General features: G+C 57.9%; 14 protein-coding genes. 6 read left to right on the forward strand and 8 right to left on the reverse strand.

Annotation, left to right across the window (positions count from 1 at the left end; translation table 11 throughout):
• The 4 genes from M9Q49_RS18235 to M9Q49_RS18250 all read right to left on the reverse strand — a co-directional run bounded on the left by M9Q49_RS18235 (nt 1) and on the right by M9Q49_RS18250 (nt 4,230).
• On the reverse strand, nt 1–1,089 hold the full coding sequence (locus M9Q49_RS18235; RefSeq protein ID WP_254510256.1) for a type III polyketide synthase: 1,089 nt from the start codon (nt 1,087–1,089) through the stop codon (nt 1–3).
• Complete coding sequence (locus M9Q49_RS18240; protein ID WP_254510257.1) at nt 1,086–2,297, reverse strand: NAD(P)/FAD-dependent oxidoreductase; 1,212 nt, start codon at nt 2,295–2,297, stop codon at nt 1,086–1,088. Before M9Q49_RS18240 ends, M9Q49_RS18235 begins: the two co-directional genes overlap by 4 nt.
• Nucleotides 2,294–2,965 (reverse strand): methyltransferase domain-containing protein, encoded by a 672-nt coding sequence (locus M9Q49_RS18245; protein WP_254510258.1) that lies wholly within the window; start codon nt 2,963–2,965, stop codon nt 2,294–2,296. The genes M9Q49_RS18240 and M9Q49_RS18245 overlap by 4 nt, the downstream gene beginning before the upstream one ends.
• 323 nt (nt 2,966–3,288) lie before the next feature.
• Entirely contained in the window at nt 3,289–4,230 is a 942-nt protein-coding gene (locus tag M9Q49_RS18250; protein ID WP_254510259.1) for a hypothetical protein, read from the reverse strand.
• Nucleotides 4,231–4,410: 180 nt separating this feature from the next.
• Between M9Q49_RS18250 and M9Q49_RS18255 the strand changes: the two genes are divergently transcribed.
• Complete coding sequence (locus tag M9Q49_RS18255; protein WP_254510260.1) at nt 4,411–4,947, forward strand: hypothetical protein; 537 nt, start codon at nt 4,411–4,413, stop codon at nt 4,945–4,947.
• 14 nt (nt 4,948–4,961) lie between these two features.
• Here M9Q49_RS18255 and M9Q49_RS18260 read toward each other — a convergent pair whose 3' ends face one another.
• The 3 genes from M9Q49_RS18260 to M9Q49_RS18270 are packed head-to-tail and all read right to left on the reverse strand — an operon-like array spanning nt 4,962 to nt 8,533.
• Entirely contained in the window at nt 4,962–6,923 is a 1,962-nt protein-coding gene (locus tag M9Q49_RS18260) for a heavy metal translocating P-type ATPase (RefSeq protein WP_254510261.1), read from the reverse strand.
• A gap of 40 nt (nt 6,924–6,963) precedes the next feature.
• Nucleotides 6,964–7,632: a response regulator gene (locus tag M9Q49_RS18265; protein WP_254510262.1), complete on the reverse strand. Its 669-nt coding sequence runs from the start codon at nt 7,630–7,632 to the stop codon at nt 6,964–6,966.
• On the reverse strand, nt 7,625–8,533 hold the full coding sequence (locus M9Q49_RS18270) for a sensor histidine kinase (protein WP_254510263.1): 909 nt from the start codon (nt 8,531–8,533) through the stop codon (nt 7,625–7,627). Before M9Q49_RS18270 ends, M9Q49_RS18265 begins: the two co-directional genes overlap by 8 nt.
• 429 nt (nt 8,534–8,962) lie before the next feature.
• Between M9Q49_RS18270 and M9Q49_RS18275 the strand changes: the two genes are divergently transcribed.
• From M9Q49_RS18275 to M9Q49_RS18290, 4 genes are all read left to right on the forward strand, one after another.
• On the forward strand, nt 8,963–9,943 hold the full coding sequence (locus tag M9Q49_RS18275) for an SdrD B-like domain-containing protein (RefSeq protein WP_254510264.1): 981 nt from the start codon (nt 8,963–8,965) through the stop codon (nt 9,941–9,943).
• Entirely contained in the window at nt 9,877–14,256 is a 4,380-nt protein-coding gene (locus tag M9Q49_RS18280) for a tandem-95 repeat protein (protein ID WP_254510265.1), read from the forward strand. Before M9Q49_RS18275 ends, M9Q49_RS18280 begins: the two co-directional genes overlap by 67 nt.
• Nucleotides 14,207–14,923 (forward strand): hypothetical protein, encoded by a 717-nt coding sequence (locus M9Q49_RS18285; RefSeq protein ID WP_254510266.1) that lies wholly within the window; start codon nt 14,207–14,209, stop codon nt 14,921–14,923. Before M9Q49_RS18280 ends, M9Q49_RS18285 begins: the two co-directional genes overlap by 50 nt.
• Nucleotides 14,924–14,991: 68 nt before the next feature.
• Nucleotides 14,992–15,666, forward strand: coding sequence for a VIT1/CCC1 transporter family protein (locus M9Q49_RS18290; protein ID WP_254510267.1), 675 nt, complete (start codon nt 14,992–14,994; stop codon nt 15,664–15,666).
• A 262-nt stretch (nt 15,667–15,928) separates the two neighbouring features.
• Here M9Q49_RS18290 and M9Q49_RS18295 read toward each other — a convergent pair whose 3' ends face one another.
• Nucleotides 15,929–16,831, reverse strand: coding sequence for an immunoglobulin domain-containing protein (locus M9Q49_RS18295; RefSeq protein WP_254510268.1), 903 nt, complete (start codon nt 16,829–16,831; stop codon nt 15,929–15,931).
• Here M9Q49_RS18295 and M9Q49_RS18300 point away from each other — a divergent pair.
• Nucleotides 16,809–17,297, forward strand: coding sequence for a hypothetical protein (locus tag M9Q49_RS18300; RefSeq protein ID WP_254510269.1), 489 nt, complete (start codon nt 16,809–16,811; stop codon nt 17,295–17,297). The genes M9Q49_RS18295 and M9Q49_RS18300 overlap by 23 nt on opposite strands.
• Nucleotides 17,298–17,366: the final 69 nt, after the last annotated feature.

The raw sequence follows: 17,366 nt of genomic DNA on the forward strand, positions 1-17,366 counted from the left end.
CTAGTCGATCACCATGGCTTCGACACTCATGCCAGGGCCGAAACCGAGGGCCACGATGGGTCGCGGGGCCGGTTGCTTGCGAAGGCGATCGAGGACAAAGAAGATCGTCGCTGAGGACATGTTGCCATGCTCGGCGAGGACCTCGCGGCAGGTGGATAGTTTCTCTTCGGCCAGCCCGAGCGATTTGCGACAGGCGTCGAGGATGCGCGGGCCACCGGGATGAATGGCCCAACTGCCGACGCTGTCCAGCGTCAGTCCTTCCTGGGCGAGGAAGTTTGTCAGCCAGTCGCCAGCGTGGCGTTCGATGATCGCGGGGACTTCTTGCGATAGGGTCATCTCGAAACCGTAATCGCCGATGTTCCAGGTCATGGCTTCTGCCGTGTTGTCGATCAGCACCGAACCTTGCCGCACGATGCGGAGTTGCTCGTCAGGCGAACCGACTTGGCAGATCGCGGCCCCCGCGCCATCGGCAAACAGGGCGTTGGCGACGACCTTTTCGACATCCCAGCCGTAGAAATGATGCAGGCTGCAAAGTTCGACTGCACACACCAGCACAACCGCCGTGTTGTCGGCATTCAGAATCGACGAGGCCACATCCAAGGCATTGAAGCCGCCGTGACATCCCATGAAGCCGATGAGGGTTCGCTTGGTTGTCGGCCGTAGTTTCATCTGTTGCACCAGGCCGATGTCGATGCCCGGGGCACTAAAACCGCTGCAGGACGCCACGACCACATGCGTGACGTCGCGGGCAGCACAATCGGCTTCGCTGAGGGCGTGCCGCGCGGCGTGCAGGGCCAGGGGAAGTGCTTCACGCTGATAGATCTGCATGCGGGCCGCAGTGCCCGGGCCGCGATCGAGCGGATGTTGTCGCGGCTGAAAAAAGATTTCCCGCTCAGCGAGCGAGCCGGCCGCAGCGTGCAGCAAGACGCTCCCGCGAGTTTGCACTCCCGAATGGCGATAGATGAGTGACATCAAATCGCGCTGCTCGGCAGAATCGCACGAGAAGTCGCTGGTAAGTTCTGCCGCATCGCGCTGAGAAATCTGATATCGCGGCGTAGCCAGGCCGAGGCCTGTAATCCCCAGAGTCATATCGAAACCTGATCAGCCGACGGGCAACCGTTCATCAGCCAAGCTAACAAGACCGCGGCCCGAGGCATGGCATTCAAAGCTCGAATGCTCCAACGGGTCAGTCTTGGCATCCGCAAAAGCGTGGTGACCAGGCGAGCCGTTTTGGTTTTGGTGCGCAGAAACTTTCGGTGTCGCTCTTGCCACTCTAGCTCTGCTTGGCCGTTTGACCAAGTACCGGCAGTCGCTAGCAAAGATGACAAATTCGCAGCCGATTGGAGCGCCCAGTAGATTCCCTCGCCGGTGAAAGGCTCGACATAGCCGGCCGAATCGCCGACCACAAACACGCCATCGGCCGCCACACAGTGCATTCGGTGCGACAACCGCGGCGTGCCGCTCCAGTTGGCAGCGCACCAGGTCACGCGCGAACGCTCGGCCCAAGTCAACTGTCCTGACTCGGTCAGAATGTTGGCAACAACAGCATTGAGTGCCGATTCCTGAGCAAGCAGCGCCGGAGCAACCGCAGCCGCCACATGCAGTTGGCCCGCAGTGGACCGCGCGAGTCCGACGTAGCCTTGTCGACCAACGGCCATCTGCACGATTCCCGGTGCAAGGCCTGCTTCGTTCAGCCAGGCTTCGTCCTCGTGGATGATGGCTCCGATGCCAATGTGCGACACATCGGCAACCTTGTCGGGCAGGTTGTGCAGTCGACTCAAACTGCTGTGCGAAAGTCCGTCGGCAGCGACCACCAGCTTAGACGCGATTTCGAAGGATCCATGTTGAGGTTCACGACACTCGATCGTGCGCGAGGCAGCCTGGCGTTCACCGATCACCGCACTTGTTTGACAGAGGAAAGCGGCGCCAGCAGTGACGGCTGCGTTGACGAGATATTCGTCGAACGTTGCTCGCGAGACAATGCTCACTGGGGCCATGGGAATGCAAGTTGACTGGCCACCAGCGATGAGTCGCAAGCGATCGGCGGTTCCGTGTTTCAACTGTTCAGACCAAGGCTCGAGGCCCTGTTGCTGCAATAACCGAGTTGCCTTCCAACTGACGCAGCCGCCACAAACTTTTTCGCGCGGAAAAGAACTCTTCTCCAGGAGCAAGACGCGTTTCCCTGCAAGCGCCAGTTGCCGCGCGGAGAACGTACCGGCTGGGCCCGCGCCGATCACAACCACGTCCCAGCTTGACCCGGCAGCAGCGGCGGGAGTGATGGTAGAAGCGTTCTTCAAGCGCGCCTCCAATCTAACAGCCAACGCTGAGGCCAGCGTGACTCGACTTTCGCCTGGCGCAAGTCTGCCTGCTCGGCGAGGGCCTGAACTTCGGCAATCGTGAAGGCACCTGCCACAGAAACCGGGCCGTCGTAATGCACGACGCTCGACCGCGAGAGAAGCCGGCAAGCTGCTTGCGCTAGAACATATCCGATGCGACTCCGTTTCAAATCGTTGATCAGAACTTGCTGTCTGGCTTCACTCCCCATGCGAGTCAACAAAGCGAGGGCCTGAGTTTCATCGAGATGATGGAGAAACAGCGAGCACATAACCACATCGCAATTTCTCGGCCAATCACCATGCAGCACGTCGGCCTGAATGAATTCAACTGGCAAGTCGAGTCGCCTCACTTGTTCGCGGGCATGAGCTACCGCCACTTCGCTGATGTCGAGTCCGGTCCATTCAATCTTCCGGCCCAGTCGTTGCATCTGCCGCGCCAGCGACAACAACACGTCGCCGCCGCCACAAGCGAGATCAAGAACCCGCAGCGGCCGACTCCCCGTGTGCATTGCTGCCGTTTGTCGAATCGGCCCGGCCAGAATCTGGCCGCTACGGCTGAACCAATTCAAGCGTGCCAGCGAAGCGAGTGCAGCGCGGTGATCAGCGGCCGGCAGATCAACCTGATCCATCTGTTCTGGCAGTCGATGACGCTCCTGCAAATTGAAAACACGCCACAAAGCATTATTCGCCGCCGGATAGAAGGACTGGAAGGGAAGAGTGAATTGATCTTATCGTGCCGGTCTCATTCCACCAACCGACCGACGATCAGGTTTTGTCTTTGGAGCAGGGAATTTGGCGATCGTTGAATACTTCCTCAATGCGCAGGCGGCTCGCTGGGTGACGCCACTCACGCGACCACTTCGGGACTAACCGTGGGACGAGAGCGGGCGTCGGGATTCAAGAATGCCCCAGTGACCAGCACCGGGGCCTCGATTTTCGACATCCGACCAACTTAGCGGCTTGTCTTCGCAATCGCGGCGAAGGTCGCATTCGTGATTGGCGTCACCGTGACCGATCCATCCGTTGCGGTTGAAACCGTCGACAAGGTAATGACTGAAGTTGCAGTGACTGCCGGCGCAGTCTTATTCAACTTGAGCTTCCCCGTACCATCGGCGCCGATGGTGATTTTGCCAATCGACGTGGCGGGGCTTGTTCCGTCAAGCGAAATCGACACATCAATCACTGCACCTGGAGTTCCCCCCTTGAGTTGCACGCTCAACTCACTGACCACCAACCCACGTTCGGTTTCGCTCTCGAAGCAGGCCGAACCAGTGAGTTTGCTAGACGGATCGACCAGACTTGCGGCGAGTTTTGTTTCGGTGTGATCACCGCTCGAATCGTGCCCTGAACCCGAGCCATTGGTGGGAACGGCAAAGATGCCGCTGGCGAGCGTGGTGACAGCGCCGGCTGCATCCGTGGCATTTAGTGAGATGCTCGAACCCGCCAGAATGTCTGGCGACTTGGCAGTCAACTTCAGCTTTCCCGAGCCGTCGGCTTTGACGGTAATCGAGCCCAGCACACTCACAGTGCCTTTGGCATCGGTCGCCGTTACTTGGATCACCGATCCAGCTGTCGCGCCCTTCACTTCGACACTTAGTTCACGAACCGCAACTCCCTTTTCCAATTCTGATTCGAATTTTGCGGTGCCGGTCACCTTACTCGCGCCCGTCGCGTCAGCCAAGTTCGCGACCAAATGCGTTTCACTGGAACTACTCGCAGATTTCGCCGTTACCGCTGTCGATTTGGCCGCAACAGTGCTCACGATCGCCGGTGAATGGTCGGCGACGTGCGTCGTCGCAGCGCCGTGGATTCCGGAGAGCAGGCTTCGAGATTCCAGTGACTCCAGCGTGAGCCGTGATTGTTCGATCCAGGCCTTACGTTTTCCAAACGTCATTGCAATTCTCCTTCGACGGCAGCGCCGTCAAATGTCTCGGTCGCAGAGAGGTTCCGTAGAAAAGAAGTGATCCGCGTGCAAGGTCGCGACCGCACCCGTGCACTTGTTTCACTACGCTGAATGGTAGGGAGGCGAGTTATGTGTCGTATGCGAGGGAAAACCCTGATCGCAGGATGAATTTTGCAACAGGACATATACTTTCGGCTGGGATTCAGCCCCAGCCTGACGGTCACAGTTACAATCGAGGTAGCCGCTCACTATTACCCGTGGAGAAATCGCATGCGCCGCGCAATAAAGTTCAGTCATTCGCTCACAGCGTGTCTGCTCGTTGGACTGCTGGCCTGCAGTTTCCTGCCGCAACGAGCGGCCTTTGCAGATAAGGATGAAGATGAAAAAGTCCACGAGTTGATGGAAAAGACGCATGAAGGAAAAAAGTCGCCTTGGAAGAAAGCAGTGCAAGCGTCCCAGGCAAATCCCATCGATTGGGTCACTATCAATCAGGCGCTACCTCGCCTAGCAGACATGAGCAAGGCACTCGCAACAGCCAAAGATAAAGACGTGCGCGACGCGGCAGATGGCTATGTCACTGCGGTCAAGGATCTCGCTATTCAAGCGAACAAGCGCGATGCTGTTCGCGCTCGTGTAGCACTTACGGCCCTCTCCAACTCATGCATTGATTGCCATTACAAAGGCGGCCCAGGAGGCAAATTGGACTAGTCGATCTTGCGGGCTCAAGTAAACTTTGGCGTCTTCTCCCAGAGAATCCGCAAGCCGTTGAAAACCACGATTACTGTGCTCCCTTCATGCCCCAATACGCCTAACCACAGGGGTAGATCGAAAAACGTTGAAATCACCAGCACCGCGATCATCGAAAACGCGAAGATCATGTTCTGGCGAACGCGTCTGCGGGCCAGATGACTAATCCAAACGGCGAGCGGCAGCGCTCGCAAGTCATCTCGCATCAGCACCACATCGGCCACTTCTAACGCGACGTCCGTGCCAGCACCTCCCATCGCAATTCCCACGCTCGCTGCGGCCAACGCAGGGGCGTCGTTGACCCCGTCACCCACCATGGCCACCATTCCGCCATTTTCGGCGAGCCGGCGGAGTTCAACGACTTTTTGATCGGGCATCAAGCCCGCGCGAACGTCATCTGCATGCAACGTGGCTGCAATCGAGCGGGCAACTCGCTCATGATCGCCGGTCAGAACCACGATCTTGCGAATTCCCAGGCGCTTCAGCGCGTCCATAGTCATCATAGCTTCCGGACGAATCTGATCAGCCACGCCGATGATGCCGCAGAGCGATTCCTGATCGGTCACAATCAGCAAGGCGGTCTGCCCAGCTTCGCGGATGCGTTGTGCCTGTTCGGCGAGCGCCCCAGGAACCTGAATGCCATGAGTCTCGAACAGTCCCTCGCGGCCGGCGCCAACCCAGATTCCATCAATCCGGGCATGAACGCCGAGGCCCGTGTGGCTGTGAAAATCTCCCAGCGGCGATTCCGACAAACCCACTCCGCGTTTGCGGGCTTCATCGACGACCGGTACTCCTAACGGATGCTCGCTACGTTGTTCAACGGTCGCAACCAGGCTGAGCAACCGAGCCACATCGACACCCGCCGGAGTCCAAATTTCCGTGACACCCGGTTTGCCAATCGTCACGGTCCCGGTCTTATCGAAGGCAATCACATCGACTTGTCCCAGCGACTCCAGGTGAATGCCCCCTTTAAAGAGCACTCCATGCCGGCCGGCCCGCGCAATCGCCGAGAGCAGAACCGCGGGTGCGCTGACCACCACCGCGCAGGGGGAAGCTGCTACGAGTATCACCATCGCATGATAGAACGCATCGTACCAACTGGCCGTGTGTACGATTTTGGCACCTACGAACACGAGCGTCGCAACGAGCAGGACGCCCATCACATACGGCTGTTGCCATGATTCGACAAAGCGTTGCGTCGGCGTCTTTTGCGCCTGCGATTCCTGCACCATCTTGACGATCCGCTCCAGCGTGGTGTCGGCAACCGCCTTCGTCATTCGCACCAGCACACTTCCCTGGCCGTTGATCGTGCCGGAAAACACCGTCGCGCCGAGCGGCTTGTGGATTGGTTCGCTCTCGCCGGTCAAAGTCGCTTCGTCTGCCCAAGTCTCTCCATCAGTTACCACGCCATCGACCGCAAAGCGTTCACCGGGTCGGACCCGAATGACATCGCCAATTTGCAGAAATTCCACGGGGACTCTTTTATCGTCGGCAACGCCTAGCTGCACTAACATGGCTTCGCGTGGTAGAAGTTGAATGAGTGACTCAATGGAACGAGTCGTCCGATACATGGCAAACGCTTCGAGGGTGCCGCTAAGTGAGAACAGAAAGAGCAGCACCACCCCTTCCAGCCAATCGTCAATCGTGGCTGCACCAATCGCGGCGAGAATCATCAGCAGATCGACATTGAGTTCGCGTTTCCGCAACGCAGCCAGTGCATTGGCGGTCGGCCCTAGTCCGCCCGCCAAGTAGGCGCCGACACAGGCCGCGATTGACCATGTCGGCGCGCTCGAAAACTCCAGCGAGTGGAAAACAGCGCCGACAATTCCCAATGCCGCACAAATGGCGGTTGCGATGGCTCCGAATATCGGCGGCGAAGCTTTCGCGGCAGTTGGTGGGATGGAAGAAGTGGAACTGGTGGCAGGCGAATTTGGCAACGTAATTCTCTCGATAATCCTGAGGTATAGGTATCGCAATTCAATCCTGTCCGCCGCTGCCTGCAAGCAAGCCAGCTTCCATGGCGAGTTGCGTGAGTTCGGCCCGATTATGCAGGCCCAATTTCGTCATCAGTCGCGCGCGATACGATTCGACTGTCTTCACACTCAAGTCGAGCCGATCGGCAATCGCCTGGTTAGTGTGTCCCTGCGCGACCATAGTGAGCACTTCGCGCTCACGTTCGCTGAGCGTGTCAATCAAGCTTGTCGGTCCGTTCGGCGGAGCTGGCGCGATCGCAGGCCGATCTGATGCTGCCGCGAGCAGAACTTGTGTGTAAATCTTCCCTCGCGCTACGCAGCGAATAGCGTCGAGTAATTCGGTATCGGCCGACTGCTTGACAACGTAGCCAAACGCACCGGCGGCCATCGCCACCCGGAAGTAGGCAGCATCGTCGTGCATCGTTAGCACCACGACACGGGTCTGCGGACATTCGCGTGACAGTGATTCGATGACGTGCACTCCCGTGCCGCCGGGCATGGTCAGATCGAGAGTCATCACGTCAGGCTTGAGTTCGCGGGCCTTGCGCAGTGCTTCGTCGTGGCTGCCAGCTTCGCCTACAATCTGCATATCCGGTTGTGAGTTGATCAGCAACTTCAGCCCACTGCGGAGTACGGCGTGGTCGTCCGCGACGATAATTCGAGTCCTAGCCATCGCTTGCCACCAATTCTTGCAAAGGAAAGGTCACTCGGATCTGAGTTCCCCGGCCAGGCTGAGAAGTGATCTGAGCTTCCCCTCCTAACAATCCAGCCCGCTCGTGAATGCTCAACAGACCGAAAGGGCTATTCACTTGATCCAGCCGCAGCGCTGCAGCGACCTCAAAGCCCACACCATCATCGGAAACTGCAATCGTCAGCTTTCGTGGACTGCAAGTCAGTTTAATTTGCACGTGCTTTGCCTTACCGTGCCTGACTGCATTGGTAGCTGCTTCCTGCACGATGCGATATACGGCCGTTTGCAGGTCGTCGGGCAGCCTGGCTCCCTGCTCGCAATCGCGTTCGAACGTGGCTTCGATTTGGTGCGAGGCTGCGAGATCTTCAACCAGGCGCTCCAGGGCTGGAACCAACCCTAGATCATCCAACACGGCCGGACGCAATCCCCGGGCTAACCTACGGATTTCGTCGTGCATATCACTCCCAATCTGGCGCAATTCCCTCGCTTGTTGTTGCAAAGCGGCTATCTGTGTCAGGCTTTCCATTGTCTTTAGACCGATCATCAGGCCGGTCAACGATTGCCCCACGCTGTCGTGTAAATCCCTGGCATTGCGCCCGCGTTCGCTCTCGTGGGCGGACAGAGTGAGCGCCAACAGTCGCTGGCGGGTTGCCGCAAGTTTCTGGAGCGGCTTCACAATCAGGTACCAGAGCAACGGCGCGAGCACGCCGGTCAGCAAACAAGCGTCAATGAGTGCCTCGACGATTTTTGTCCCATCGTGTGGCAGGAGATGCGGCAGAACCAGCATCACCAGGACTTCGATCGTGAACAGCAACACCAGGATGATGACAAACAGCCGCAGAGGTCGGATGGTGTCCAGTTCGAGATTTTGTCGGGTTGGCATGGATTGCGATCGGCAAATTTTCGGCAAGTAATCAATTGCGAGTGTAGCCACCCAGGGCAAACGCATATCTCAACGGTATGCCAGGCGCGCCAAAGTGACTGCCGGGGAAACCCCGGCAAGAATTATTTCACATGGGAAAAATCCCGGCATTCTTAAAAAGTGAGTCCCCATATTCTTCGAGTCTAACCGTTCGTAAGTCGAGCGAATCAACTCAATTCCTCTCTCTTCAACCGTGTCACAAGGATCTCACCATGAATGCCCCCACTTCTCTGTTGATGAATGGCAGTCAAAAGGAAACCGAGTTGCGAAGTCCAAAGCCCGCAGCAACCACCAGCGGCGGCGGTTTCTGACGGTAGAGAATCTGGAGGGACGCTCGTTGCTCGCCATGCTGGTGGCCGATGTGGTCCGCGGGACATCGAACAGAACGGCGTGGCCGGCTGGACGGTGTATCTCGACCTGGATAACAGCGGAACACTGAATAATGATGCTGCAGGCACGGCCGAACCTTCGGCAGTCACCAACCGGGACGGCTTTTATTCGATCAACCGGCTCGTGCCGAATACCTACCGCGTCGGCGGAGTGATGCAGAGCGGTTGGACCGCGACAGCGCCCGTTTTGCAGGACGTCATCGTCACCGCGGGTCGGTCAACCCGAAGCGATTTCTTCAATTTCAGTGGCGGTGACATCGTCGGAACCGTTTGGAATGACCTCAATCAAGACAACATCCGCGCCACTGATCCCACTTCAGGCACCTTCACGGAACCGGGGCTGGCAGGCTGGACGGTGTTCCTGGATCTCAACAACGATCGACTCCCCGGCGTCGATGAGCCAGCCACGATCGCGGCAGCCGATGGCAGCTACTCGTTCGTAGGGCTACCACCGGGCGATTATGAATTGACGGAAGTTCTCCCCACGGGTTGGGATGTCCCGTCGCGCTTCGACATTCGTCAGTCGGCAGGTGTTGCCGCCCGGCAGCAGGTAGTGCAGGACTTTGCCAACTTCAGCCTGACCAACGGTTCCATTCAAGGCGTAATTTGGAACGACGCCAATGCTAATGGGGTGCGCGAAACCGATCCAGCGACAGGTGAATTTGCGGAGCCAGGACTCGCCGATTGGACTGTCTTTCTCGACACCAACAACAATCGCGCACTCGATGCTGGCGAGCTATCGACCCTGACCGACGCCAACGGCAACTATGCCTTCATCAGTCTGGACGCCGGTGATTATGAAGTCACGGAAGTCCTGCCAGATGGCTGGGACGTTTCCCCTACGTTCGATTCCCGCCAGACGGTCGCGGTCGCTGGCGGCGAAGTTTCAACGCCGGTGATTTCGCGAATTTCACCGTGCAGAACGGTTCAATTCGCGGCACCGTGTGGAACGACCTCAATCGCAACGGATTGCGGGATGTGAACACGCTCACCGGAGCCTACCTCGATGCGGGACTTGCCAACTGGACGATCTATCTCGATCTCAACCGCAACCGGTTAGCAGATCCGGCCGAGCCGACGACTCTGACCGACGCCAGCGGTGATTATGCGTTCGCCGACTTGCAAGTGGGTGAGTACGACGTGATCGAGGTGCTTCCCACGGGGTGGGAAGCATCGACAACCTTCAGCGACAATCAATCGGTTATCGTTTACTCAGGTGCTGACTCTATCGCCCCTGATTTTGCCAATTACAACGTCGCCGTTTCAACGCCAGGCTCGGTCAGCGGCGTCGTGTGGAACGACCTCAATGCGAACGGCGTACGCGATGCCGGCGATTCGGGCCTGGCTGGCTGGAAAGTGTTTGTCGATGTCAACTCCGCCCGGCTCCTGAGCGCCGACGAACCGCAGGCCACGTCCGTAGCCGATGGCAGTTACACCTTGACGGGAGTGCTGCCGGGCACTGTCACGATTTTGGTGCAGCCCACCTCGGGCTGGCGGGCCACGGCACCCCTGACGAACTCCCGAACGATCGCGCTCCGCAGCGGCGATACCGCGAGCGGCCTCGACTTTGGCGAAGCAGAAATCAAAGACTCTAGCATTCGTGGAACTGTGTTCGCCGACACCAATCGCAATCAAACTCGAGATGCTGGTGAGAAAGGACTGGGTGGCATCACCGTCTACCTTGATTTGAACAACAATGCTGTGTTTGATGCAGATGAACCGCAGGTCCAGACTTCAGCGGATCTGTATTACACTCCTGGAGTCGACGAGGCGGGTACCTACAGCTTCACGCACCTGGCCAGCGGCACCTACACCGTGCGGCAAGTAGTCTCCGCAACGCTAAGTGCTACACCCGATGCACAGCGCTCCCATGCCGCAACCATCAACGCCGCCGTGGGTCAAACGGGAGTCGACTTTGCCGACGTCTATCGGGACAACGAGATCCATGGCGTCAAATTCGATGATGCTAACGGCAACCATACGCGCGATGCGGGTGAATCAGGCGTCGGCGGAGCAACCATCTTCATCGACCTGAATCGGGACAACATCCAAAACGCTGACGAGCCCAGCACCGTAACACTGGCCAATGGATCCTATTCCTTTACGAACTTGTCGCCGGGCGCTTACGTCGTACGAGAGGTTGCGTCAGCGGGCTACTCGCAGACATCACCAACCACCGTCGGTGGGATTCTCTGGCCCAGTGGCGTCAGCAATCCGGCTGTCGGTAACGTGAACCCCTTGAGCATCACGACATCACTGGCCACCGGTGGTAGTTATCGCCAGTCGGTTAGCTTGACACTACCCAACACGGGCGCGCTGACGAACCTGGTCGATGTGTTCCTGCTGTTTGACGATACCGGCAGCTTCGTGAATAACTGTCCGATCATACGGGCTGCCTTTCCTGACATCATCTCGCAGTTACAAACATCGCTGCCCGGGATTGATCTCGGGTTCGGTGTCGGACGACAGGAGGAATATGCCAATTTTGCCTGGGAATATGCAACGGGTCGCCCCTTCATCCTCAATCAACCAATTGTGGCCGCTAGTTCGAGCGGTTACCTCGCGGCGATTCAAGCGGCCCTCAATCGCACCACGCCAGGTTATGGCGGCGATCAACCCGAAACAGACATCGAAGCTCTGTATCAACTGGTGACCGGCCGCGGTTTCGATGGCAACAACAATGGCTCGGTGCTCGATAGCGGCCCGGCTGGACTCGCGGCCACGCAACTCAATCCGGGGAGCAGCGGCGATGTTCCTTCGTTCGCCTCGTTCGTGGCCGACCCTGCCAACAACGTCATGTCCGCCGCGGGCAGCATCGGTGGTGCTGGTTTCCGCGCTGGCGCCCTGCCGATCATTCTGCTGGCAACCGATACGGGCTTTGCTTATCAACCACAGGGTGAAACCACCGTCACGGGATTGGGCGGCGTCTCCGTTCCTGTTTCGTCATTGACTGAAACCTCCCGCCCCGAGACGCCCTTCAACTACGGCGCTGGATTGCAGCAGACGATCACCGGCTTGAACGCCCTGGGTGCGCTGGTGATTGGACTGGGAACGAATACGGAAGCCACATTGGACCCACGGCAAGGATTGGAAGCGATTTCCAAGCTGACTGGTGCCACAAATCAATCGACCGGGACGATCGCGAATGGCACAGCCGACCCGATCGCACCCGGAGATCCCTTGTACTTCCAGATTGCCTCCGGCTTCGGCGCCAGCGTGGCGAATGGTGTGACCAACGCCATTCAGAACGCCGTGACCAACGTTGCCGTTGATATTGAAGTGCAAGCGTCCGATCCGCGCGTCCGCATCATCAATCACACTGGCACGCTCCATAGCATTGGAGCCGGCAGCACTGCGACGTTCGATATCGAATTCGTTGGCGACGGCATCCCGCATCGCTTTGATCTGCAATTCGTGCGGGCTGGGACCAACGTCGTACTGGGTTCGATTCCGGTCGTCATCGGCACGCCCATTCCTGGCAACGGCTATGAGTTCGACGACCTGGATCCTGGCGAAATCGAAGTCGAAGACAACTTCGGCGGTGTTACTTCGAGTGTTGAATTGGCGAACGCAGCACCTTCGTTCATCAGCAGCGGGAATGTATCCGTTGCTGAAGACGCGAGTGCTCAATCCATTGCAGCCTGGGCAAGCGCGATTAGTGCCGGTCCTGCCAGCGAAGCGAGTCAGTTGGTGAATTTCCTGGTCAGCAATAACCAGAGTTCGCTCTTCAGCGTTCAACCCACTATCTCAGCCGACGGCACGCTATCCTTCACACCAGCAGCGAACGCGTTTGGCACCGCAATCGTGACCGTGGCGCTGCATGATAACGGCGGCACTGCCAATGGAGGTGTCGACACAAGTGCCGCCCAATCGTTCACCATTACCGTCACGAGTGTCGAGGATGCCCCCGTCGCAGTGCCGGACTCGTACACGACGGCAGAGAATGTTTCGCTGTCGATTTCCGCAAACGGTGTGCTGAATAACGATAACGATAACGATACCGATAGTGGCGCACTGACTGCAACTCTAGTGAACAATCCCAGCCATGGTACGTTGACGCTCAATGCCAACGGATCGTTCATCTATCCACCGAGTGCGACTTACAACGGCACGGATAGCTTCAGCTACAAAGCCAACGATGGCGTTCTGGATTCGAATGTGGTCACTGTGAGCCTGGCCATCACTTCCGTGAACGATGTGCCGGTTGCGGTTGCCAACGCATATTCGACTGCCGAAGATACTCCATTGCTGATCACAGCCAACGGTGTTTTGGCAAATGACACCGACGCCGACGCCGACCCGTTATCGGCTAGACTCGTGACTAGCCCCAGCCACGGCACGTTGATCTTGAATCCGGACGGTATGTTTTCGTATTCACCCAGTGCCAATTACAACGGCCCGGACAGTTTCGCGTATCGGGCAAACGATGGCTTGCTGGACTCAGGGATCACCACCGTCAGCCTCACCATCGCCGCAGTCAACGACGCCCCCCTGGCATTGGGCGAATCGTTCGCGACACCCGAAGGCGCTATTTTGTCCGTGATGCCCGGTGGTGTGCTGGGCAATGACGTTGACGTTGACGTAGATGGTGATTCGCTGCGTGCGACTCTGGTGAGTGGTCCTAGCCACGGCTCGTTGTCGCTGAATGCTGACGGCTCGTTCGTCTATGTCCCGATCGCCTACAATAACGGGCCCGATGCCTTCACCTACCGCGCGAACGATGGCTTGACCAATTCGAACGTCGTCACCGTGGCCATCACGGTGACGCCAGTCAACGATCCGCCAGTCGGAACGATAGACGCCTATCAGACCAACCAGGGGGTTGCGCTCACGGTAACTGCCGCCAACGGTGTGTTAGCCAATGACCGCGATGTTGACGGCGATTTGCTGTCAGCGGCGGTAGTGACGAACCCGGTCAACGGAACCCTGTCTTTCAATTCGAATGGATCATTCAACTATACCCCACAGGCGGCATATGCCGGGTTCGATTCATTCACCTACCTGGCCAGCGATGGGCTGCTGAACAGCAGTTTGGTGACGGTCACGATCGAAGTGAAAGCAGTTCCCACGCCAAGCGGAACCAAGTTCATCGTGGTCGATGCAACGGCCGACCAGACATTCAACTACGATGCCGCAGGCAATCTGGTTGTTCGTCACTCGCTGAACAAGGAAGCCCAGGAGTCGCGGGGAGTTGCCGCGAACAAAGACGGCTCGGTGTATTGGATCGTCGATAAAGGACGGCAAGGTGTATGTACACGACCAGAGTGGACGACTGCTCGGCCAATGGAAGGTTGACGGCATCGACAAGCCCGAAGGAATCGCCACGAACGGCACGGATATGTGGATCGTTGACCGCGAAACGGATCGGGTCTTCTTCTTCGCCGGTGGCGCCGTGCGGCGTACTGGCAGTGTGAAGGCAACGTCGAGCTTCGCTCTGGCTGCGAGCAATCACGATCCGTACGATGTGACGACCGATGGCGCACATCTCTGGGTGGTGAACGATACCAGTTCGGTTGACAAGGTATTCCGCTACTCGCTCGGTGGCGTTTTGCAGGGGAGTTGGCAGATCGACGCTGCCAATCGCACGCCAACCGGCCTAACCATCGACCCAAATGACGTCAATCACATTTGGATCGTCGATGCCGGTACCGATCGTGTTTATGAATACTCGGGCGCATCGAACCGTTTGACTCGCCAACAGTCCGCAGCGAGAAGTTTCGCTCTCATTTCGGCGGACGGGAATCCACAAGGAATCGCTGATCCGCGGCAGGCGATTCAGTTGAGCAAGGTGGATGACGAAACCCTGACGGCGGTGGCCAAGACCCACCATACCGCAGCGGACGACGCGTGGACCGCCGCCTTGCAAGCCGTCATGGCGGAACTAGATCGGAGCCTGCGGAGCGTCGGCAGTGGTATCATGCAAACCGCGGCGAAACCGCAATTCCGATACCGCGGGAAGTAACCAAACGCCGCGGCATCAAAGTGGCATCGTGGGGAGATGTACGAATCGTGAGGTCTTTACATCGCGAATTGCACCGCACCGATCGCATCGGTTGGCTTCGAGCAGCGGTACTCGGGGCCAACGATGGAATCGTTTCCACTGCCAGCCTCGTCGTCGGCGTAGCTTCTTCGCAGGCCGCTTCCAGTGAGATTCTCGTAGCCGGAATGGCGGGATTAGTCGCAGGCGCTATGTCCATGGCTGCAGGCGAATATGTCTCTGTCAGTTCGCAGTCCGATACGGAGCAGGCAGACTTGGCGCGGGAGCGTAAGGAGCTCGCTTCCGATCACATCGGTGAGAAACGCGAATTGACGGCGATCTATGTCCAGCGAGGACTCGACGAAGCGTTGGCCGAACAAGTCGCCTCGCAATTAATGGCTCACGACGCCCTGGCCACTCATGCCCGCGATGAATTGGGAATTTCTGAGTTGACGACGGCTCGGCCTTTGCAGGCGGCACTTGCTTCCGCAGCCACGTTTGCCGTCGGCGCCGCGATGCCGTTGCTCATTGCGATCACCGTCCCATCACAGGCGTTGATTCCTGTCGTGATGGGGACTTCGGTTGTATTCCTGGCATTGCTGGGAGGAGTTAGCGCCTATGTAGGCGGTGCTCCTGTGCTCAAAGCTTCTCTGCGAGTGACATTCTGGGGCGTATTAGCAATGGCGCTCACGGCGGGAGTCGGTGCGCTTTTCGGGACACGAGTCTAGTGTGAAACGTAGCAGGTGCCATTCGCTGGCATGCTCGACACCGATAAGGAACCTTCGACCGCCGCTGAAGTGACCACAGCCCCGCGACAACAACCAGCGACGAACGTCTCCGCGACCACTACCGATCCTTCCGCTGTCAAACGTTCAGCCGCGAGCGTTGGTCCGTAATCGCCATACTGCTCCGCATTTCGAGAAAGCACCTGCGGCAGCAACAATGCTCGATCAACGCCGATCCTGCATTTGAACGTCGGGGGATGCTTCATCAGTTAGGCAATGAAACGAGCGCTGTGCTGATGGCAGCCTGTATCAGGGTTGTATTCGTCGCGCCCGAGATATTGGAGTAGCTTGTTCCGCCGTTGGTGCTGACTTGCCATTGCACCGTGGGTGGAGGGTTGCCCGAGGCGCCGGCGGTGAAGGTCACGTTCGTTCCCGCAACGACGGTTTGACTCACAGGATTGGTGGTCACTGACGGCGCCACTTGCACCGTTAGTGTGGCGGCGGTGGTCGCGACAGTCCCAACGCTGTTGGTATACACCGCGCGATACAGATTGCCATTCTGACTGGATGATGTCGTGAACTGATAAGTATTGCTTATCGCCCCAGAAATGTTGGTGAAAGTCAAGCCGCCATTAGCGCTGACTTGCCATTGCACTGTAGGCGTTGGGTTGCCTGCGGCGGCAGCGGTAAAGGTTACGTTGTTGCCCAAGCGAATCGCTTGACTGACTGGCTGAGTGGAAATCGTGGGAGCCGATTGAACGGTCAACGTGGCCGCTGATGTCGTCGCTGAGCCCACGCTGTTCGTAAAGACGGCTCGATAGCGAGCGCCATTTTGCGTCGCGGCCGCAGTGAGAGTCAACGTTGTTCCGGTTGCGCCGGATATGTTCGAATAGGAGGTTCCGCCATTCGTGCTGACTTGCCATTGCACCGTCGGCGTTGGGTTTCCATTCGCGGCTGCGGTGAAAGTGACATTGTTTCCAGCAATCACCGTTTGTGAAGATGGAGTGCTCGTGATCGACGGAGCGACGAGCGCGGAAATTACCCTTAGTGTCCCAGCACCATTGGCGGCGGCGTTGAACCCAATCACGTCGCCCGCGAACGCGTATCGGATCGCGTAGGAGCCGACCGTGAGGGCGGTCGATGCGGTGCTCCGGTTGGATTTGAACAAAGCGATTAATCCTTGCTGTGCCGAACCGCTGGTGAAAGCGTCGGTCGAAGCATGTAGGTTCATTGTTCCCTTTGGCGCCTTCGCGCAGCAGAGCAATCCGGGCGTTTATCGCACCGTTTCCAAACCACTGATCTATAACATGGGGCTGCGGGTCCGGGACGGCGACTTGGGAGATCCGGTGTTACCAATGCCTTATTCCGACGAAGGTTCGGTTCTTAGCCTCGGCGCGCTCGTCGCCGGTGACACGTACGTGAATTGGGATTCGTACGTCGTGAATGGTTTATGGGCTGGGATCGATGGAATCGATTTCGATCTAAGCCGCGATTACGTCGATAACAACAACAAACCGGCGGTCGGCACCCGGGTGACGCTCGGAAGTCAGATGCTGAAGTTCGGCGGCTCGGTGATGTCTGGACAATCGTCGCCGACTGCACGTCGAACCTGCCACCCGGTGGTTGACAGCTGAAAATGCAACTAACACTTTATGACGGTTCTCTGAAGAAGATGTCTCCAAAACCTTTGTCTCGAAATCTAC

The sequence above is a fragment of the Anatilimnocola floriformis genome (assembly GCF_024256385.1).
Classification (GTDB): Bacteria; Planctomycetota; Planctomycetia; order Pirellulales; family Pirellulaceae; genus Anatilimnocola; species Anatilimnocola floriformis.

Bases quoted from the DNA above. Each gene is read 5' to 3' on its own strand.
- M9Q49_RS18250 (WP_254510259.1), bottom strand. From the start codon at position 4,230: ATGACGTTTGGAAAACGTAAGGCCTGGATCGAACAATCACGGCTCACG.
- M9Q49_RS18235 (WP_254510256.1), bottom strand. From the start codon at position 1,089: ATGACTCTGGGGATTACAGGCCTCGGCCTGGCTACGCCGCGATATCAG.
- M9Q49_RS18270 (WP_254510263.1), bottom strand. From the start codon at position 8,533: ATGCCAACCCGACAAAATCTCGAACTGGACACCATCCGACCTCTGCGG.
- M9Q49_RS18265 (WP_254510262.1), bottom strand. From the start codon at position 7,632: ATGGCTAGGACTCGAATTATCGTCGCGGACGACCACGCCGTACTCCGC.
- M9Q49_RS18245 (WP_254510258.1), bottom strand. From the start codon at position 2,965: ATGGATCAGGTTGATCTGCCGGCCGCTGATCACCGCGCTGCACTCGCT.